We start from the raw sequence: 20,737 nt of genomic DNA, 5'->3' as shown, positions 1-20,737 counted from the left end.
ACGTTTGAGCCCGCCCCCGGTTCCTCAGATAATAGTTCTGGCAATCATATTGATAGCCAGAACTGTCAAAAGCCACTGGATAGCCAGCAGCAATTTATCATTATCGATCCTGATCCGGATTTTAGTACCCAACCAGGAACCCATCACAGAGCCGATGACCATTATCAATACAGTCTCTTTATAGTCCCATAAAGAAACCCCAATCATCCCAAAAATGGGAATTTTGGCCAAATGGCTGAAGGTCATGAATAACGCACTGGTCGCAATGATCTGATTCCTGTCTGATAACTTACTTGCCAGATAACTTAAGGTCAGAGGACCCGTTGCCCCCACAATCACTCCTAAACCACTTTGCAGAAAACCGATCAGATAAGGGTTTTCATACTTTTCAATATTCTGGACAAATGGCTTGCACCACAGCTTAAGCAAAATATAAAGACCAATGCCCAGGGGAATGTAATCAGTTGAAATATTGAAAAGCAGAAAGCCAAATAAAAAGGCACCAATCAGTGATCCAATAAAAAAGGGAAGAAAATAAGTCCAGCGAACATCCTTAACAGCAAAGGCAACCCGTGAGCTATTACTGGCAATCTGGGCAATCGCATGAATGGGTATAATGACTGGAGCGGCAAGAAACAGTGGCAAGAGGGCGATCAACATCATACCACCACCTAGCCCGACGATTGCGGCTATCAGCGATGTTATCAATGAAATCAAACCTAACAGTAAATCCGTCCCCATTAAGTACCTTAATATTTTCGCTGTTACCAGATCGTAGATATTATACATACCACTGGTGACTGCTGATTGGCCAGAGATATGCATACGGGGTACCGATTTACTAAATGCTGTGCTACAAAAAGGCCCCGTAAAAACGGGGCCTGGTTTACCTATGCATCGAACCGTTACTGGTGTCGACTAAACATTATGACTTGCGGTTCACATCCACCTGTCGGCCCAGTTCAGGTACGACAATGTTCTTCTTTTCACGGAATGAGTCAATGAGCACCTGCGTAATGGACTCACCTTTCTTCAGCATTTCTCCTTTACCCAGCATCGTGTAACCATCACCACCGCTGGCGGCATAAGAATAGGTAGCCAGTGTATACTTCTCATTAATATTCACAGGCTTACCATTAACGGTCAGAGACAACAAACGATCACCTTCCGGGCGCTGACTGTCATAACGGGCTTCGATACCGGAAAACTGTGCCAAACCATAAGGTAGTGTATAGCTGTACTCCAGTAACTCATCCAGCTGCTTACCGGAAATTTTCACCACGTTCAGAGTGTCAGTAAATGGGAACACGTTGGTGACATTCTCAACCGTCACAGGCCCTTTGTTCAAATCCACTCGAATACTGCCTGAGCTCATCATGGCAATATCGGAACCAGCCTCTTCACGCATCATATCAGCGACCAGATTGCCAATATTGGATTCACGGTAATAGCGACGGAAAGCTACATCATTGATGGTCGCAATCTTCTGGCTCAACTCCGGATATTGCTTGCGGGCAGTTGCAATCAAGTCACTGGTCTTTTCATCACGATCCAGCTTATCCGACGCTACCGGGATCAGCTTGCCTTCCTTTAATGTTACCTTCCGGGTCTCCGTATCCACTTCAAAGCGGGTATAGCCCAGGTATTTACCCTGACCAAAGGTTAACCCGATAACGGTTCCGGTTTCTGGATGCACCACCGGTTCCCACAATCCATTATCAGAGTGACCACCAAAAATGACGTCGACCCCTTTCAGCTTGCCCGCCATGGCATAATCTTCATCAAAACCACGCTGCACTTCCGGATCGGCTTCTTTATCCGTCTGCATTGGAGCGGTACGGTTCTGATGGGTCAGGACGACCATGATGTCCACCTCAGGGCGCAGCTTATCAACCCACTCCTGAGCGGTTTCGGTTGGATCAAGGATGGTCAGCCCTTTACGGTTGCCTTTCCACATGGTGTTGTAAAACGCATCAATACCCATGACACCAACAACACCTATTTTGATACCGTCTTTTTCCAGAATGGTATAGGGCTGCGCCAGAGTAATATCCGTTCCTTCATAAATAATATTGGCATTCAGCACTGGAAAACCAGCACGTGGCATGGTGTCACGCAATGCCTGCCAGCCGTATTCAAATTCATGATTACCCAGGGTAATAACATCGTAGCCCATGGCGGTATAAAGATCGTAGGCCAGCGCACCCTTGGTCTTTTTAGAGAGCGAGCCTGTGTAAATATCACCGGCATCCAGCAGAAACGAGATTTCCTCGTCTTCACGAACATCTTCAATCAGACTGGCAAGGTAAGGGATACCACCAATTCTGGAAATATTATCATCCCAGAATGCATCCACTGGTTCATAAACACTCTCGATATCATTGGTATGGAGGAGTGTCACTTCTTTAACTTCCGCCTGCGTAGCACAAGAAAAAAGAGAAGCGGCTACCGCAAGAGCAAGCGCTTTTGGCGAAAAAATACCCATCATCAAAAAACCTGAACAACCAGACAATTAATTTGCAGGCAGCGATTCTATGAGATGTGGTTATTTTTCAAGCATGATCCAGATCAGGTTTATAGATTGTTGTTTGAAAAAACAACAAAAAAGGCTGATGCAACAAACTTAATCAGTCACATCAGCCCGGTTAAAATGGAATGGCTCGTAATCAGTCTTGCACAAGTTCTCTGCCACGCCGGGCAACACCTGGATAGTCTTCTTCAGACAAAAATGCGGTCAGTGCCGTAAGCTTTTCCCCCAGCGCCTCTTCCGACTCAGCCACCACATTGATATGGCCCATTTTACGACCAGGGCGCTGGGTTTTGCCATACCAATGGCTGGTGACATTGGAAACCGATAATACATCAGCGGGAATATCTGGCTGACCAAGTACGTTAATCATGGCACTTGGCCCGAGTGCTTCCGTTGTACCCAGAGGCAGACCAGCAACCGCTCGCAGATGATTTTCAAACTGGCTGCATAAAGTGCCTTGCTGTGTCCAATGACCGGAGTTATGAACACGAGGGGCAATCTCATTAACCATCAGCTTGCCGCCCACATCAAAAAACTCGATAGCCAGCACCCCGACATAGTCCATTTCCGAAGCCAGTTTACTGAAGGCATCCACTGCCTGCTGATGAATATCGGTAGAAATGGCCTTCGCCAGAGACAACGTCAACACACCACCGTTATGCTCATTCTCAGTAACCGGATAAATGGCCATATTGCCAGCTTTATCCCGGACGCCAATAACAGACACCTCTCGTTGAAAGGGAATCATTTTTTCAGCGATAATGGAATGTGGTGCGTCAGCGCTGCCAGCAGCCAGAAAGTCCGACATTTCCGACCAGATCTGCTCAACATTGCTGTCGGCCTTGACCCGCCACTGACCCTTACCATCATAACCCGCCTGACAGGTTTTAATCACCAGAGGCAGACCCAGACTCTCAATGGCACTGTCCAGGTGGGAGCGCTCAGTGATCAGCTGGTAGGGTGCACAGGGTACACCGGTTTTATCCAGCAACGCTTTCTCTATGCTGCGGTCACCACCGGCTTTAATGGCCTGTTTACCCGGGTAAAACTTCCCGGAAGCCGCACACAGGGTGAGTACATCATCGGGAATATGCTCAAACTCAGCGGTAATGGCATCACACTCAGCAATGGCATCCGACAAGCTCTGGTCTCTGACATCGAGCGTTAAAGGATGCATTAACTGTCTGGAGCCAACATCATATGAAATGATATTGATGTTCAGCGGTGCTCCCGCAAGGCTCATCATACGTGCAAGCTGGCCGGCACCTAACACTAGAATGTTCATACTGCTCTCATATCACTCGGCAGGGTCTGGATTGGCTAATACGGTTTCAGTTTGCTGCGTTCTGAACTCATCAATTTTAGCCTGCAACTCAGGCTGCTGACAGCCAAGGATCTGCGCCGCCAACAGGCCAGCATTGGCAGCTCCGGCCTCTCCGATAGCCAGAGTGCCCACAGCAACCCCTTTCGGCATTTGGCATATAGACAATAAGGAATCGATACCGTTCAGTGCCTTGGACTTAACGGGAACCCCCAGTACCGGCAGGCTGGTAAATGCCGCCGCCATTCCGGGCAAGTGTGCTGCCCCCCCTGCCCCGGCAATAATGACCTTAATGCCACGAGAAGCCGCTTGCGATGCGTATTCAGCCAGTAATTGTGGAGTGCGATGGGCAGAAACAACCCTTGTTTCGTAGTCAATGCCGAATCTTTCGAGCATTTCAGCCGCATGCTGCATCGTAGGCCAGTCGGACTTGGAACCCATTATAATGCCAACAGTCATAACCACTCCTTTATTCTGAGCGGGCAATAATAGCATATATAATAGGTTTGACTTCAGGGAAAACAGAGCATATCACGACCAGCACCCGCGCATAAGAACGCTTCAGTGGCTCACAGACAGAGTACTCTTTAAACTGCAGCACCCTTATGAACCATAAAAACAGTTTCTTCCATACCAGTAATCAAGGGCATACCTTTGGTACCGACCAGTAAGACCATCGCATAATTGGATGATTAAGCCATATTGAAATGGGCTCTCATGATGGCAACAGACCTGCTCACTCTTCACCTCTTTTAGTGATGAAAAATCCTAAAAAGATTCCACCAATAAGTAACCCCAGCCCTAACCATAAGCTCATTGGAAGTTCGGTTTGAACATTCCTCCGTATTTCAAGATGAGCGCTACTGACCCTGGCCTGGCGATTCAGTAGCCCAGTTTCCCAGTGATAAGTTGATTTCCTGGGGATTGAGAAGGCATCGATAGAATGAATGCGTCGCTGGGTACGGGATAACTCATTGGCCGGGATATCCTTACTTTCGCGACGCAGGGTGAGCGCACCACTTTGCGAAAGCACCTCATTATTTTGGTCATCCTTGATGTCGATTGTGTAACTGTAAAACCTAACCGCTTCGCTTTTTGTTCGACTGATAAATTCTGTATTCAATATCACCCGGACGGGGCTCATATCCGGAGTAAGCTCCACCGTACCTTCTGTATCACCGGCAATTTCCAAAGGAATAGTTTGAGCAACTTCACCAGACTGGATGTACATTGATCCGCTGTAAACAATCAATACCAGCCCAATGACCATTATTAGAATTGTTATCCATTTCATAGAGCTATCAGTCCCTGATCCCTGTTATGTGATCCAACTTCACAGTTCCAACAATAATTCACTATAACAGGTACGCAGAAAAAGTAATCAGCATCTTTGCGTGCTCAATATATGCAAAGATGCTGAATCAAGGATTGGCCGGGCTAATGGGCTTATTTAAAGCCTGGTTAACCTTTACAGATATAGTCTATGGAAAGAAAAAATAATAAAGGACGCCCATGAGAAACCTTATTCTCAGCCTCATCCCTGTCATGGCCCTCTTCAGTCTTACTGGATGCCAGAAAGAAACCACCAGCCACAATGAAGAAGTTGTTCCGGCATTACTGCAACAAAAAGCGTTCAACTCGAACCTCGCCTACGAACTGGTTGAATCCTTAACCGTTGAGGTAGGCCCAAGACTCGCGGGCAGCGAGAAGGACCCCATCGCGGTAGAGTGGGCAATCAAACAGTTAACTTCCCTGAATTTTGACCGAGTCTACAAAGAACCTGTTCAGGTACCAGTATGGCAACGGGGTGATGCCAAAGCATCAATAACATCCCCTTACCCACAACCACTGGTAATTACTGCGTTAGGGGGCAGTATTGGTACCCCACCTGACGGTATTATCGCAAGTATTGCTCGATTTGATTCGCTGGGATCCCTGGAGAAAGCCACGCCTGAAGAGGTGTCTGGCAAGATAGTGTTTATTGACCAGCTGACTGAGCGTCACAAAACCAGCAAGGGGTATGTAAAAAGTGCAGCTGCCCGCTTACATGGAGCATCTGTTGCCGCTCACAAAGGAGCACTGGCTGTTATCAATCGCACCGTTGGTACCAGCCAGAACCGGATTGCCCAGACAGGCATGGTGAAATACCAGGATGGAATCAATAAAATCCCGGCAGTGGCAATATCCTCTCCAGATGCAGAATTGATCAATGCCATGCTCAGGCGAAGCAATGATGTGAAGATAAAACTTCACCTTTCTTCAAAATCCATGGGATTCACCACATCTTTCAATGTCATTGCTGAAGTAACTGGTTCAAACAAACCTGAAGAGATAGTGTTAATCAGTGCACACCTGGACTCCTGGGATGAAGGCACTGGAGCCAGCGATGATGGCGCAGGCATCGCCATTGTCACCGCTGCCGCAAAGCTGATTCAGGATCTGCCAACCAAACCTGCACGCACTGTCAGAGTGGTGCTCTATGCAGCGGAAGAGGTGGGATATTTTGGCGCCAGGGCCTACGCCAAAGAGCATCAGGCCGAGCTTGATAAACACTATATTGCAGCCGAATCTGACTTTGGTGCCGCTCCTGTATACCAAATTGATTTTGGGATTAATAACGCTAATTTTGCAGAAGTTATTCAACTGGTTCAGCCGATGACAGGTAATGGTATTGCCCTGGGTAATAACAGCTCAACGGGAGGGCCCGACGTATCGTTCCTTCATAAAAAAGGTGTGCCGGTTGCCTCGTTAAGACAGGATGGTACTGATTACTTTGACTACCATCATTCACCCAATGACACTTTAGACAAAATTGATCCAGAAGCACTGCAGCAGAATGTAGCTGCCTATGCTCAGTTTGCTTATTTAATGGCCCAGTCTGAATTTGATTTACGCCCTATAACTGCTGATTGATCAAACTGATTTCTAACAGATCTGAGAAGAGCTGCCCCGATTGTTGGGGGGCAGCTTAAACTTCTATATACTCTTCAGCAATTAATCATATGGTGCATACAAATGCCCAGGACTCGTCGCTACCCGGTTCACTAGTAGTCCACCATTTAGCCTTGTAGACACTGCCGTTATGGATAACCTGGTCCCCGCCATTGGCATTGCTGCCATTAGCCCAGTTGGGATAGGTGCTCAAGCCGGAAGTATCAACACCCAGATCACTGCAGAGCTCGCCACCACCACTAGGGCCACCATTGAGATCTGCCAATGGCAGCTCAGGATATTCTGACTTCAGGGCATAATCCTGACCATTGATGTTGACAGTCCAGGCCTGTGGGCCAGTAACAGGCAGATAATAATTCAGTGTCAGTTCAACACTCTCACCATCGCCAAGGTTCTGCCAGCCGGGCAGGCTAAAGGAAACCCGATGGAACTCATTTTCAAGGCCACCAATATTATTACCACTGGCATTGGCGCCACTTTCCACCACTTCCAGCTTGAAGCCACTCTGGTCAGAAATAAATTCTGAGGTTGAGGTAGGCATATCAAAAAGGAACTCAGTACCACCAGGTAGTGCAACACCGGACTGGTTAGTGATCTTCAGGGTCGGGTTCAATGGATAGTTTTGATCCCCTTCCTTAAAGCCATAAACCTCAACCACAATCTCAACAGCTTCATCAGGTATTACTCGATCTGTACGACGATCTCCGTATGGGGTTGCATTAACAAACTGTTCATAGGCCAACGAGGTCAATGTTGTACCAAAGCCATACTCCCCTTTCTCTGTATCCCAGCCGTAATCTCCAGCCAGCTCCCAGAACATGATGCCGCCAATATTATTATCAATCACGTACTGGACTTTGGTTCTCATGGACTCTTCATCTTCCATGGAGAGGAAGACCTGCTTATCGGCATTCCATAGCCAGGGTGCCACAGCTACGCTGTCGTAGTAGCGTTGGTAGCGGCCTGTGAGCTGATGATCCGGATTACTCTCCGGGTTCAACCCCCAATCCCTGAGATAACCTGGCACAATATTCCGCTCAAGGTTTTTGGCATGCCACAGCGGGTTGGAACCAGCCCCCATCTCATCGCCATTTTCATCCTTATCATGCCACATGTTGTCAATGCCGGTAGCACCGAAACCACACTTGGCACTGCCACCCGTACCAATCGGACAGTCCACCTGGTTTGGCAATGGTCCACGACCATTCAGGCCATAGTCACCACCAGTTACCCCCTGCCAGCCACGGGTATAATACGGAACACCGATATTGATTCGACCGGCCTGCATGGCACCGCGGAAATATTTCACCGCCCAGTCGGTATTCAGGTAGCCGATACCGCCATACTGCTCAGTGCCATAAACGTTAGCGGATGCCAATTCCGCATCTTCACCGGTGTCAAACAGTGCTGCGTTATGTCCCACATACTCATTCCAGGCACCGTGCAAGTCATAAGACATGATGTTCACATAGTCCAGATACTGAGTGATCTGAAAGGTTTCCATGCCTCGGAGCAGATAACCTGAGGATGGAGACGCAATGGTCAGCATATAGTGCTTGCCATCTTCTGCACCCGCAGCATCCAGTTTCTCACGGAGTGTTTTCATCAACTCAACGTAGGAGTTCATCAGACTGCCACGCAGGGCGTTGGCAATACCGAAGTCCATAGGGTTACCTGCATCGTTCATTGATGTCGGGTATTCATAGTCAATATCAGCACCATCAAATCCGTATTTACGCAGAAACTCGACCACAGAATCAGCAAATGTGTTAATTCCCTGGTAATTAATGGAGCCATCGGTATTAGTGGTCATGGTGTAGAAACCACCACTGTCGACACGATCACCATTGTCGTCAAAGTAACCACCGGTTTCCGCCCAGCCACCAACAGAAATCAGAGTTTTGACATCGGGATACTTCTGCTTGTATTTATTCAGCAGATTAAAATGTCCTTTGTATGGATAGTCCAGTGACATCTCTGCACCTTCTACACCAGGCCACTCCATTCCCGTAGCCGGATTTTCCGGATTACCCGGAGTGCCGACGGAAATACGGTTCTGACCGTTAACATGAGCAAATGCATAGTTAATGTGGGTGAGTTTATCCCAGGGTATATCATCGACCAGATAGACGGGCTGCCCATTGGCGCCATTACGCCAGGCAGTGAAGTAACCAATAATCCGCCGAGGGTGATCAGCCCCCATTTTCTCCCTGCCCTGATCATCGTATACAGTACAGTAAGGTGTGCTGACACCCGGTGTCTGATACAGACCATCGGGGCGGCAGTTGCTGTCACCCGATGGGGGAGGAACCACTTCACCAACATTGACTACGACGGTTTTTGAGGTGCTGGAGCCATTGTCGTTATCAGTAGCTACCGCTTTGATTTGCTGACGCCCTTCGGCAGCGACCCACTCCAGTGAGAAGGGTTCGGTACTGTCTTCTCCCAGAAGAACACTGTTGGCATAAAACGACACTTTACTGATAGTACCATCATGGTCACTGGCATCAGCGGTTAGAACCACCTTATCTCCCTGCTGGTATTCGGCACCATCAACCGGGGAGGTCAGACTGACTTGTGGTAACTGGTTCTGCTCTACCGCCGAAACCTCAACAACCGCTGCAGAAGAGCTGCTGCTGGCACCCTGATCATCAATAGCCCTGGCAGAAATTGCATGGGAACCTACAACCGCACTCCAGCTCAGAGAGTAAGGTGCAGTGACATCAGCTCCTGCTAGAGCATTATTGACATAGAACTCAACTTTGCTGACAGAACCATCTACATCAGATGCATTTGCACGCAGTAATACGGAATCACCTTCAGTGTAGACAGCACCATTTACTGGAGATATAAGAGTGACCTGAGGTGGTTGGTTCTCTGTCGGAGGCGGTTCAGTCCCCCCACAACTACCCAGTAAAGTCCATTCCTGATAAGCCGATGAAAACTGTTCGGGATTATTTCCTTTCGTCCACCAATTTGCCTGATAGGCTTTGCTATTATGCTGCACACGATCACCGCTGTTATAGACGGCAGTCGACTCCCATGAACTGAGGGGTGAACAATCGTAGGCTAATGCCGAAACCGACGTCACCATGGCCAAACTGCTCAGCGCAAACAAGCTGGATAGTCTAAACATGAAGAGTTTCCCTGAAAATGTTATAGAATGTTCCATTCCTTATGAAACCGATTTCTGTAACCGGTTTCATTAATAACTATTACATTCTCAGAAGTGTTAGATTCAGGCAATACATTAAAATGTGAAGTCGATTACGAATTCAGGTAAATGTCAGTAGTCAGCCATGAAAAAACCATTTGAATCCGGAGATCGGGTCACCACCCACTTCTATCCGGTCCAGAAAAACCGCCCTCGTACGGTAATTCGCTGTTATCGATCCATTGACTGTCCATCCGGGTGGCTGGTTGATACAAAAGACGACAAAGGTAAAATGTTAAAAGCACTGGATGCAAAATGGTTCACTGCCGTTAATCAGGCATAACAGATCGATAAACGTTATGCCCAAGCATCTGGGGTTTTTAATACTTGCTTGACATTGGTTGGATAACTTTTGGGACTTGATGTTCTTTGACTTGTTAGCCGTCGTTCTTTTGAGTCACGCTGATGGCAGCGTCTCAAGGGCGATTCTCTATATGGAAATGAAATCGTTCAGAATACTATTGAGAAGGAATGTACTCAGCAGTTTGTACTCATCAAGCTCTCTAACCACCGTAGTAAACATGGCAGGATAAGCGTCAGAACACGGCGAAATGACGAGCCGTTGCTTGTAATGCCAGAGCAATAGCATAGTCAATTGGTATTATTATTCGGCTTGATGTTGAGACCGTATATAAGCAAAAAGCAAGCACCTATAGACTCAAGCAACTCTAAAAATAAATGAATAAAACGAATTTGGTAGTCGGTACTGGACTTGAACCAGCGACCCCCACCATGTCAAGGTGGTGCTCTACCAACTGAGCTAACCGACTATATCGACATGCCCCTGAACAGGAACACGAAAAAACAAACTGGTAGTCGGTACTGGACTTGAACCAGCGACCCCCACCATGTCAAGGTGGTGCTCTACCAACTGAGCTAACCGACTGAAGTGGTGCGTATATTATCAATGCGGCTAAAAAATGCAACACTCCAACCAGGTTAATTCTAACAGGATAAATACCTATTCTCAGTGTTTGAGAACCTGCTCTCTCAATGCTGTAATTTCATCTCGGACGGCAGCCGCCTGCTCAAACTCCAGATTACGGGAATGTTCCATCATTTTCGCTTCCAGCTTTTTGATGGTGGCAGTCATCATTTCAGGCGTCATAGGTACCTGGTAATCAGTCCTGGGCTCTGCAACACCCTTCTGAGCTTTACTGCCCTTCTTCCGCCCAATAACAACGGCACCCTCAAGAATATCCGCAACCGACTTAAAGACACCTTTCGGAGTAATTCCGTGCTCTTTATTAAAAGCCACCTGCTTCTCACGACGCCGCTCTGTTTCACTGATCGCCCGTTCCATGGAACCGGTAATACGGTCACCATAAAGAATAGCCCGACCATTAATATTCCGTGCCGCACGTCCAATGGTCTGAATCAGCGATCGATCAGAACGAAGAAAGCCTTCCTTATCCGCATCCAGGATAGCTACCAGTGATACCTCAGGCATATCAAGCCCCTCACGGAGCAAATTGATCCCTACCAACACATCGAAAGCGCCAATTCGCAGGTCACGAATAATCTCCACCCGCTCTACGGTATCAATGTCCGAATGGAGATAGCGAACCCGTACACCCTGTTCATGGAGAAACTCGGTCAAGTCCTCCGCCATCCGCTTGGTCAGTACCGTAACCAGGACCCGCTCTTTTTTGGCAACGGTCTTGTTAATTTCGGTGATCAGATCATCTACCTGCGTGGTAGCCGAACGCACTTCAATTTCCGGATCTACCAAACCCGTTGGCCTGACCACTTGCTCTACGACCTGTCCCTGATTTTCTTCCTCATACTTACCTGGTGTAGCTGATACGAAAATGGTCTGAGGTCTTCGTCCCTCCCACTCTTCGAATTTCATGGGTCGGTTGTCCAGTGCAGACGGCAACCGGAAACCATATTCCACCAGCGTTTCTTTTCGGGATCGATCCCCTTTGTACATAGCACCAATCTGAGGCACGGTCACATGGGACTCATCAATGATCAGCAGTGCATTATCCGGAATATAGTCAAACAGGGTTGGTGGCGCCTCCCCCGGCCTATTACCAGAAAGGTAACGGGAGTAGTTTTCAATACCCGTGCAATAACCTAATTCAATCATCATTTCCAAATCAAACTGAGTGCGCTGCTCAAGGCGCTGGGCTTCTACCAATTTATTGTTATCTCTCAAAGCCTTGAGTCGATCAGCGAGCTCAACCTTAATGCTTTCCACTGCATCCAGGATGGTTTGTCGGGGCGTAACATAATGAGTTTTCGGGTAAATCGTGGCCCTGGGGAGTTTTCTCAACACCTCACCCGTTAACGGGTCAAATTCACTGATGGACTCCAGCTCCTCATCAAACAATTCAAGCCGGATAGCTTCTTTTTCTGATTCCGCTGGGAACACATCGATGACATCACCCCGCACCCGGTAAGTTGCCCTGCGAAAATCTGCATCATTACGGGTATATTGCAGTTCAGCCAGCCGACGCAGAATGGTTCGCTGATCAACAATATCGCCTCGATCCAGATGCATCATCATTTTCAGATAGGACTGAGGATCTCCCAAACCATAAATGGCGGACACGGTAGCCACAATAATGGCATCTTCACGCTCCATTAACGCCTTGGTTGCAGAAAGGCGCATCTGCTCAATATGTTCATTAACAGAAGCGTCTTTTTCTATATAGGTATCCGAGGTCGGGACATAGGCTTCCGGCTGATAATAGTCGTAGTAGGAGACAAAGTACTCAACCGAATTATCGGGGAAAAATTCCTTAAACTCGCCATAGAGCTGGGCGGCCAGCGTTTTATTGTGGGCCATGATGATGGTTGGCCGCTGAATTTTCTCAATCACATTGGCAACAGTAAAGGTCTTGCCTGAACCAGTCACACCCAGCAACGTCTGACAGGCCAGACCAGACTCAATACCCTTAACCAGCTGGTCAATAGCTACAGGCTGATCACCTGCCGGACTGAAGCGAGAAGATACCCTGAACGCTCGACTCATATCACCCTTCACTTGTTAGCTAATATCTTTCTTCCGCTATGGGCATTTGATTGTGTATGATGCATCTGTTGCCCAAATGGCGGATAGTCACTACTGTCCACTGTTATACTACAGTGCCGGATAGATGTTTACCTCCATAGGTGCAAAAAGCCTGAAGCGAAATAGAAACTTTTGACCAAGCAGGCACATAAAAAGCAAGGCAAATGTTTCTCAACAAAAGGCGAAGGCAAACCGTATTATAATTCTCTACATGGCTTTTCATGTAGCTCTCTACGCAATAACCATAAACGAGGAACACTGTGACTGGTCATCCATCCCAACGCGTGCAAATGGTCAAGCCCTCCCCTACCCTGGCAGTGACCGCCAAGGCAGCAGAATTGAGAGCAGCAGGACACGATATTATTGGTCTGGGCGCTGGCGAACCTGATTTCGACACTCCGGAACATATCAAGGCAGCAGCGGTCAAGGCGATTGCTGATGGTAAAACCAAATATACTGCCGTGGATGGAACCACAGAACTCAAGCAAGCCATTATTGATAAATTCCAACGGGATAACGGCCTGAGTTACACGCAGAGCCAGATCCTGGTCTCCTGTGGTGGCAAGCAGAGCTTTTTCAATCTCGCACTGGCGCTATTAGATAAGGGTGATGAAGTCGTCATTCCTGCACCTTACTGGGTATCCTATCCAGACATGGTCGTTATTGCTGAAGGTGTACCGGTCATCGTTGAGGCCGGACTGGAAAATCGCTTCAAGATTACCCCCGAACAACTGGAAGCAGCCATCACCGAGAAGACCAAACTGGTGGTTCTGAACAGCCCATCCAACCCTTCAGGCACAGCCTACAGCCGGAAAGAACTGGAAGCCCTTGGCGAAGTTCTCAAGAAATACCCGGATGTAATGGTGGCTACGGATGACATGTACGAACACATCCTCTGGACCGAGGAATCATTCTGTAACATCCTGATGGCCTGCCCTGAACTCTATGATCGTACTATTGTTCTCAATGGTGTATCCAAAGCCTACTCCATGACGGGCTGGCGCATTGGTTATGCCGGTGGTCCTGAGTGGCTGATCAAGAACATGAAAAAGATCCAGTCTCAAAGCACATCAAACCCCTGCTCCATTGCCCAGGCAGCAGCGGTTGAAGCCCTGAATGGCTCACAGGATTGCGTCAAAGACATGCTCAAAGTGTTCAAAAAGCGCCATGACTATGTTGTTGGCCGTCTGAACCAGCTGCCCGGCGTCAGCGCCATTGAAGGTGACGGCACCTTCTACGCTTTTGCCGATTTCAGTGATGCCATGAAAACGATGGGCTTTGAGAAGGATACCGATCTCGCAGCTCTGTTCCTGGAGAAAGGCGTAGCTTTGGTTCCAGGCTCTGCATTTGGTTCTGATGGATGCATGAGGCTTTCATTTGCTACCAGCGATGAGGCTCTTGAGAAAGCACTGGATCGTCTCCAGGCGGCTCTTTCCTAATCAGCTCCCTCCTCTGTTACTGAGTACCATTCTGGTACTCAGTAACTTGACAGGCATATTAAGAACGGTATTATTGACAACACGCTTCTGATCCCCGATAGCTCAGTTGGTAGAGCAAATGACTGTTAATCATTGGGTCGCTGGTTCGAGTCCAGCTCGGGGAGCCAATTATTAATTATCCTTTTTAGTTCCTGTGTCTAATTCTTCCCCTCCAGTTTCAACCTGATCGCCTACTTGACTATTGCCTTCGGCAAGCTGCTGCTCATCAGCAATGCCATCATTGCCACCTGAAGCTCTCGAGAACATGGTTTTAGCACCATCCACCAAATCATTCACATTCGCTTTAGCTTGCTCAACCATTCCATGAAACCCTCTTGGCTGAACGCCAACGAAAAGCCTCATCTCACCAGTACTCTCCTCTTTCTGATAACCGCAACCAACCTGTTCAAAAGTAATGTCTGCAGCACACCCCCCCAGATAAGTTGTGACCACACAACAGCATACAGAAGAAAAAATATTCGAACTACACGCCTGACAACTTGGATCAGCAGCAATAGATGGGGAGTTCAAACATACTGACGACAGAAAACCTACAACCCTTCCAGTAAAGGTTGGATTTGTGCCAACACTTTTCTCTTGGCGCTTTACAGCCATAACACCATCGACACCTTCCTGATGCCTGGATTCATCTATGGAAGCACTACCGAACTGAAAATATGAACTCTGACCTGGCTGCTGCATAACAGGTGAAGTCATAACACTCTCTCTACAAGCACATTGAGTTTATGATTGTTTCAGCAATCATTAATGGCTTAATTTCCATTAACTATTGCAACAATCTACTTATAGAGAGACTGCTCAACTCAGGTACAGTTCCATTATTTATATAAGTCTTCAAAATAACTGATGAGCAAGCATAAAGCTAAACTCAAAAATCACTGAAAACGAAATCGAAAATCAACTTTGCAAAGGCTATAAACTTAGAACTCTATCCACAGCAAACAATTAAACAATACAAACCAACATAACACCATAATCATGGAGTGGAAAACTTACGCCCTTAAGCTCCAATATTGCAAGAAAGGAAAGACTTTAAATCAGAAAATACCAAGCACTTTATGAGAAATTATTAAACAAACAATTATGACTTAAGAAACCCTGACATTATCTGGAGAAAACAATAGCAACTGATAAGGCAGCAAGGTTATTCACCCTCAAACCCTTGGATAGGTTTAACCGCACCCCAGTTATGGCAACGCGGGCATTGCCAGTGCATCTCTTTACCAGAAAACCCACAGTGCCCACAGGAAAAAACAGGCTTAAGCTCAAGCATGCGATCTGTAAGACGGTGAATCAATGCCAACACATTATCCGGCAAGTCACCCTGAAACTGACGACGAAGGTCTATCAGTTCATTCAAACCTCTCAGGGTAGGATGGCGATCAAGCTGCGCAGTAAGAAAATTAACAGCCTGAGACTCTCCAGACTCGCGGACCAAAAGACGGGTCATAGAGATTATGACGGCAGTTCCCGGGCGCTCATTGAGACAGCGCCCAAGATAGGCACCAAATCCCCGTAAACTGCCAGTATGCTCAAAGGCCTTTTCCAGTAGCGGCAGTGAGAGAGGCATGAAACTGATATCCTGAACGGATATTCTCTGCAATACCTTAATCGCTTCCTTATAGCTGCCTTCATCAAACTCCATTTGACCGAGCAACAGACTGGTCCTGACACTGTTTTTATCTCGGGAAAATGCCTGACGGATCAGACGACGGGCTGTTACTCTGTCATTCTGCTTAAGGGCTATTTCACACTGCTCACAGTAATAATGAGCCAGGATAATAGCGAAATACTCACCACGGGTTCGCCTGAGCCTTTCCGCAACATCAGCCGCCTTATCCCACTCACGCTCCTGCTCATAGACCCGCAACAATTGCTTCAAGGCCTGATCTCGAAGATCATGATTCTGGCGACTAAGATCAATAAGAATGCTTTCGGCACGATCCAACAGACCAGCGGAAGAGTAGTTTTGAGCCAGGGCCAGTTGAACCTGGAAAGATTGGATAGAGGTCAAGCTTGGACGCGCAAGCAGATCCTGATGAACACGGATCGATTTTTCAACCTCACCACGTTTACTGAACAGGCTGCCCAACGCCAGATAGGTATCTACAGTGTCATTATTGATATCCAGAGCCTTGATAAAGACATCAATAGCCTCATCGGTCTGCTCGTTAATCAGATAATTCAGACCAACAAAATAGTCTTTTGAAAGCTGACCGGAGTCATCACCTCGTCTTTTTCTCTGATCACGCCATCCCAGAAAATAACCAATGACGATTGCAGCAAGAATCAGACCCAGTAACGCAATATCAGGCATCCGTTAACCCTTTCAGGGCACTGGATCTCAATTTCTGAATTTCAGCATCACGCCGTACAAGCTTCCTTCTCAAACTGGCATTAGCAAGTCGAAAGCGAATAACAAGCATCAGCGAGACCAGCAAACCGGCAAAACCACCCAGAACAAAAGGCACCATGACCAGTGTGGAACTGCTAACCGGAGGTATAACCACCCCCCCCATCTCAAGGCTTATCTGCTCAGTATTCGACAGGGTAAAATTGACAAAAAATACCAGTAGAACAACAAACAACGCCAAAACCAGAAGACGCTTAGCCCATACGACGATCGTCGCAAAAACAGTCAACTCGTAGTCCGCCATAACCTTATTTCACGATCAATCCGTTTCTGCCTGCAAGCCACGGTTCACCCTTTCCCGAAGCTCTTTGCCCGGCTTGAAATGGGGAACATATTTACCATCCAGACTCACAGCTTCACCGGTTTTCGGGTTACGCCCAACTCTTGGGGCACGATAGTGAAGGGAGAAGCTACCAAACCCCCTGATCTCAACACGTTCACCGTTAGCAAGCGAATGAGACATTTGTTCAATGATAGCTTTTACAGCCAACTCAATATCCTTGATAGAGAGCTGCGGTTGCAGCTGGGCAATCCGCTCAATCAGTTCAGACCGGGTCATCGTCGTTTTTCCTTTCCCTGCTGCCATTCCCGGAATGTCTAAAAAGATCCTACAGACCTTGACAGACACCGCTTATTCTTAAAAAGCGCCTTAAAAAACCAGACAGTTTCTACACTAGCTAACCCACACCGAGAAATCAAGCAACCCTTTGATTAGCCCGCATATTTCATGAATAGACTCCCGCCATCGACTGCCCTTTACCACGCCAAAGAGGCTTTATTCCATCGATGGCATTCGCCGATACACCTCCACACTGTATCCTTTCGAGCAGCAAAACTGTCGGTTTTGCTATCCTGAGCCACCTTTTTGCCCTATGGACACTAACTCCCACATCCTTGTGACTGTACGCAAAATTCAGGACATTCTATGAAACACCCACACCAAGAATAAGAACATACAGATCAAAAAAAACCGTGAGGCAGAAGCACTCACGGTTTTCTCTACTAATGGAAACCACCCTTGAAAACAACAGTGTCTCTAAAAGTAATCAGGAATCTGATGGATTACTTGCTTTCCATCTGAGCCTTGATCAGATCACCAATGGTGGTCGGACCAGCTGTCTCTTCTTCCTGCTTGGTGCGCAGCTCTTTCATCGCTACTTTTTCTTCAGCCTGATCTTTCGCTTTGATAGAAAGGCTGATGTTACGGTTCTTGCGATCGATGCTGATGATACGACCTTCAACTTCCTCACCTTCCTTCAAAACGTTGGTTGCGTCTTCAACGCGATCAACACTGATTTCGGAAGCTTTCAGGGTTGCCAGAACTTCTTCTGCCAGTTCAACAACTGCAGCTTTAGCAGTTACTTCCTTGACAATACCCTTAACGATAGTGCCTTTTTCATTCAGACTTGCATAAACACTGAATGGATCTTCAGACAGCTGCTTGATACCCAGAGAGATACGCTCACGCTCAGCATCAATAGCAAGGATAACGGCTTCAACTTCGTCACCCTTACGGTATTGACGAACAGCTTCTTCACCGGTTTCGTTCCAGGAAATGTCAGACAGGTGGACCAGACCGTCAATACCACCGTCCAGACCGATAAAGATACCGAAGTCAGTGATAGACTTGATCTTACCAGCCAGCTTATCGCCCTTGTTGAAGGAGCCGGAGAAATCTTCCCATGGGTTAGTCTTGCACTGCTTGATACCCAAAGAGATACGACGACGCTCTTCGTCGATGTCCAGAACCTGAACTTCAACTTCATCACCCAGGTTTACAACCTTGGATGGGTGAATGTTCTTGTTGGTCCAATCCATTTCAGACACGTGAACCAGACCTTCAACACCTTCTTCCAGCTCAACGAAGCAGCCGTAGTCAGTCAGGTTGGTTACACGGCCAGAAGCACGGGCACCTTCAGGGAAACGCTTGGTGATAGCTACCCATGGATCTTCACCCAGCTGCTTCAGACCCAGAGACACACGATTGCGGTCACGGTCGAACTTCAGAACCTTAACGTTGATTTCATCACCAACATTAACGATTTCGCTAGGATGCTTGATACGCTTCCAAGCCATGTCAGTGATGTGCAGCAGGCCATCAACGCCGCCCAGATCAACAAAAGCACCGTAGTCGGTCAGGTTCTTAACGATACCCTTAACTTCCAGACCTTCCTGCAGGGAGCCCAACAGCTGCTCACGCTCAGCACTGTTCTCAGCTTCCAGAACGCTGCGACGGGAAACAACAACGTTGTTACGCTTCTGATCAAGCTTGATAACCTTGAATTCAAGCTCTTTGCCTTCCAGGTGTGCAGTGTCACGAACCGGACGAACGTCAACCAGAGAACCTGGCAGGAACGCACGGATAGTAGCCACGTCAACAGTGAAGCCACCCTTGACCTTACCACTGATAACACCTTTAACAACGTCTTCTGCTTCGAAGGCTTTTTCCAGTTCCTTCCAGGCTTCCATACGCTTGGCTTTTTCACGGGACAGACGAGTCTCACCGAAACCGTCTTCAACCGCATCAAGAGCCACCTGAACTTCATCACCAATGGCAATAGTCAGTTCGCCGTTCTCATCCTGAAACTGAGCTTTAGGAATAACACCTTCAGACTTCAGACCAGCATGGACAGTTACCCAATCGCTATCAATATCAACCACTACGCCACTAACAATGGCGCCTGGCTTCATTTCGATTTCTTTCAGGCTTTCTTCAAATAGTTCGGCAAAGCTTTCGCTCATGTTTTTTCCTGTGACAACGTACGCAACTGAAAAGCCTCTGCTCTGTCAGCCAGTCAACAAAAACTGGATAGCGCATCGCTGCTTGTCATCCACACCGCCAGCCAGTATGGGTTACTTTAATCAGGTTCGAATCTGCAATGCTGGCTTTACGCCAGAAACGAACCTCCAAATTAATCCAGAGTACGATATATGGCGCACTCAGGCTTGTTGAAGTGCGTAAAAACACTTCTATGCACCTGAAAGGCCCTAAACAAGTCCTTTCAAACGCATCTGTTCCAGCACCTTATTGAATACTTCTTGAATACTCATTCGGGTACTGTCAAGAATGATGGCATCATCGGCAGGTTTGAGCGGCGCTACAGTCCGCTGACTATCTCGCTCGTCTCTGGCCTGAATATCTGCCAAAAGGCGATCAAAACTAGCACTAATCCCTTTTTGATGCAACTGCTCATAACGCCTTTTTGCCCGCTCCTCAGCACTGGCTGTAAGGAATACCTTGAGCGCTGCGCCCGGGAAAACAACCGTTCCCATATCACGACCATCAGCTACCAGACCGGGCAGTTCAGCAAAATCTCGCTGCCTCTGCAGCAACGCAGCCCGAACACCAGGCAGAGCGGCAACTTTGGAGGCCATCGCCCCAACATCTTCCGTTCGCAGGCTCTCACCCACCCGCTCACCTTCAAGAATGATACTAAGGCCTTCGCCAGTTTCCGATGGTAAAAACTGAACATCAAGATGACCTGCCAACACCTCCAGGGATGACTCATCGGTAAAATCAACCCCATGATTCATCGCTGCCAGTGCGGTCAATCGATACAATGCCCCACTGTCCAGCAACCCCCAGCCTAGTTCTCGGGCCAAAAGGGCTGCAATGGTTCCCTTGCCAGATCCACTGGGACCATCAATGGTGACCACTGTCACTGGTGTCTGAGACTCACTCACTCGTACTTACCTTTATTCCATGGAACGAAGGACCCTGGTTAAAAGCCTGCCCATAATTTTCAACCGACTTGCTTGTCGAAATCATCAACGGAGCCTGAAAAAGAA

16 protein-coding genes and 3 tRNA genes are annotated in these 20,737 nt (G+C 47.7%); 4 read left to right on the top strand and 15 right to left on the bottom strand.

The genetic code is table 11. The features are described 5' to 3' along the window. Positions 1–24: 24 nt before the first annotated feature. The 5 genes from GV64_RS12900 to GV64_RS12880 form a co-directional block, all read right to left on the bottom strand. Positions 25–789 carry a sulfite exporter TauE/SafE family protein gene (locus GV64_RS12900; protein WP_201772489.1) on the bottom strand — a complete coding sequence of 255 codons (765 nt, stop codon included), beginning with the start codon at positions 787–789 and terminating at the stop codon, positions 25–27. A 136-nt stretch (positions 790–925) separates the two neighbouring features. Next, positions 926–2,488, bottom strand: a complete 1,563-nt coding sequence (locus GV64_RS12895) for a bifunctional metallophosphatase/5'-nucleotidase (RefSeq protein ID WP_020583326.1) — start codon at positions 2,486–2,488, stop codon at positions 926–928. A gap of 178 nt (positions 2,489–2,666) precedes the next feature. Continuing rightward, entirely contained in the window at positions 2,667–3,815 is a 1,149-nt protein-coding gene (locus GV64_RS12890) for a 5-(carboxyamino)imidazole ribonucleotide synthase (RefSeq protein WP_020583325.1), read from the bottom strand. Between the two features lie 12 nt (positions 3,816–3,827). Then, complete coding sequence (gene purE / locus GV64_RS12885; RefSeq protein WP_020583324.1) at positions 3,828–4,310, bottom strand: 5-(carboxyamino)imidazole ribonucleotide mutase; 483 nt, start codon at positions 4,308–4,310, stop codon at positions 3,828–3,830. A gap of 277 nt (positions 4,311–4,587) precedes the next feature. After that, positions 4,588–5,145, bottom strand: a complete 558-nt coding sequence (locus tag GV64_RS12880) for a hypothetical protein (RefSeq protein WP_152554046.1) — start codon at positions 5,143–5,145, stop codon at positions 4,588–4,590. 218 nt (positions 5,146–5,363) lie between these two features. Between GV64_RS12880 and GV64_RS12875 the strand changes: the two genes are divergently transcribed. Then, positions 5,364–6,764: a M20/M25/M40 family metallo-hydrolase gene (locus GV64_RS12875; RefSeq protein WP_020583321.1), complete on the top strand. Its 1,401-nt coding sequence runs from the start codon at positions 5,364–5,366 to the stop codon at positions 6,762–6,764. An 85-nt stretch (positions 6,765–6,849) separates the two neighbouring features. Here GV64_RS12875 and GV64_RS12870 read toward each other — a convergent pair whose 3' ends face one another. After that, positions 6,850–9,939: a glycosyl hydrolase family 18 protein gene (locus GV64_RS12870; protein ID WP_020583320.1), complete on the bottom strand. Its 3,090-nt coding sequence runs from the start codon at positions 9,937–9,939 to the stop codon at positions 6,850–6,852. Positions 9,940–10,102: 163 nt separating this feature from the next. Here GV64_RS12870 and GV64_RS12865 point away from each other — a divergent pair, with 163 nt between their 5' ends. Then, entirely contained in the window at positions 10,103–10,300 is a 198-nt protein-coding gene (locus tag GV64_RS12865; RefSeq protein ID WP_020583319.1) for a hypothetical protein, read from the top strand. Positions 10,301–10,711: 411 nt separating this feature from the next. On the opposite strand, the gene GV64_RS12860 is transcribed toward GV64_RS12865, so the two are convergent. From GV64_RS12860 to uvrB, 3 genes are all read right to left on the bottom strand, one after another. After that, a tRNA-Val gene (locus GV64_RS12860) sits at positions 10,712–10,787 on the bottom strand. Positions 10,788–10,827: 40 nt separating this feature from the next. Next, a tRNA-Val gene (locus tag GV64_RS12855) sits at positions 10,828–10,903 on the bottom strand. 81 nt (positions 10,904–10,984) lie between these two features. Beyond that, a complete protein-coding gene (gene uvrB, locus GV64_RS12850) occupies positions 10,985–12,997 on the bottom strand; it encodes an excinuclease ABC subunit UvrB (RefSeq protein WP_020583318.1) in 2,013 nt (670 codons plus the stop codon). Positions 12,998–13,326: 329 nt separating this feature from the next. On the opposite strand from uvrB, the gene GV64_RS12845 reads away from it, so the two are divergent. Both GV64_RS12845 and GV64_RS12840 read left to right on the top strand, forming a co-directional pair. Further along, a complete protein-coding gene (locus tag GV64_RS12845) occupies positions 13,327–14,475 on the top strand; it encodes a pyridoxal phosphate-dependent aminotransferase (protein WP_020583317.1) in 1,149 nt (382 codons plus the stop codon). A 91-nt stretch (positions 14,476–14,566) separates the two neighbouring features. After that, positions 14,567–14,642 (top strand) — tRNA-Asn (locus GV64_RS12840). Between the two features lie 4 nt (positions 14,643–14,646). On the opposite strand, the gene GV64_RS12835 is transcribed toward GV64_RS12840, so the two are convergent. The 6 genes from GV64_RS12835 to cmk form a co-directional block, all read right to left on the bottom strand. Continuing rightward, on the bottom strand, positions 14,647–15,231 hold the full coding sequence (locus tag GV64_RS12835) for a hypothetical protein (RefSeq protein WP_020583316.1): 585 nt from the start codon (positions 15,229–15,231) through the stop codon (positions 14,647–14,649). A 448-nt stretch (positions 15,232–15,679) separates the two neighbouring features. Further along, positions 15,680–16,852, bottom strand: coding sequence for a lipopolysaccharide assembly protein LapB (gene lapB, locus GV64_RS12830; RefSeq protein ID WP_020583315.1), 1,173 nt, complete (start codon positions 16,850–16,852; stop codon positions 15,680–15,682). Beyond that, entirely contained in the window at positions 16,845–17,192 is a 348-nt protein-coding gene (locus GV64_RS12825; protein ID WP_020583314.1) for a LapA family protein, read from the bottom strand. The genes lapB and GV64_RS12825 overlap by 8 nt, the downstream gene beginning before the upstream one ends. A 15-nt stretch (positions 17,193–17,207) precedes the next feature. Beyond that, positions 17,208–17,507 (bottom strand): integration host factor subunit beta, encoded by a 300-nt coding sequence (ihfB, locus tag GV64_RS12820; protein ID WP_020583313.1) that lies wholly within the window; start codon positions 17,505–17,507, stop codon positions 17,208–17,210. A gap of 503 nt (positions 17,508–18,010) precedes the next feature. Then, on the bottom strand, positions 18,011–19,690 hold the full coding sequence (rpsA, locus tag GV64_RS12815; RefSeq protein ID WP_020583312.1) for a 30S ribosomal protein S1: 1,680 nt from the start codon (positions 19,688–19,690) through the stop codon (positions 18,011–18,013). 246 nt (positions 19,691–19,936) lie between these two features. Next, the gene (gene cmk / locus GV64_RS12805; RefSeq protein WP_020583310.1) at positions 19,937–20,632 is read right to left on the bottom strand and encodes a (d)CMP kinase; all 696 of its coding nucleotides are present in this window, start codon (positions 20,630–20,632) and stop codon (positions 19,937–19,939) included. Between the last annotated feature and the right edge of the window lie 105 nt (positions 20,633–20,737).

This window comes from Endozoicomonas elysicola, assembly GCF_000710775.1.
Taxonomy (GTDB): Bacteria; Pseudomonadota; Gammaproteobacteria; order Pseudomonadales; family Endozoicomonadaceae; genus Endozoicomonas; species Endozoicomonas elysicola.
Note: the sequence above shows the minus strand (reverse complement) of the source record. Positions and strands in the feature narration are given on the sequence as shown.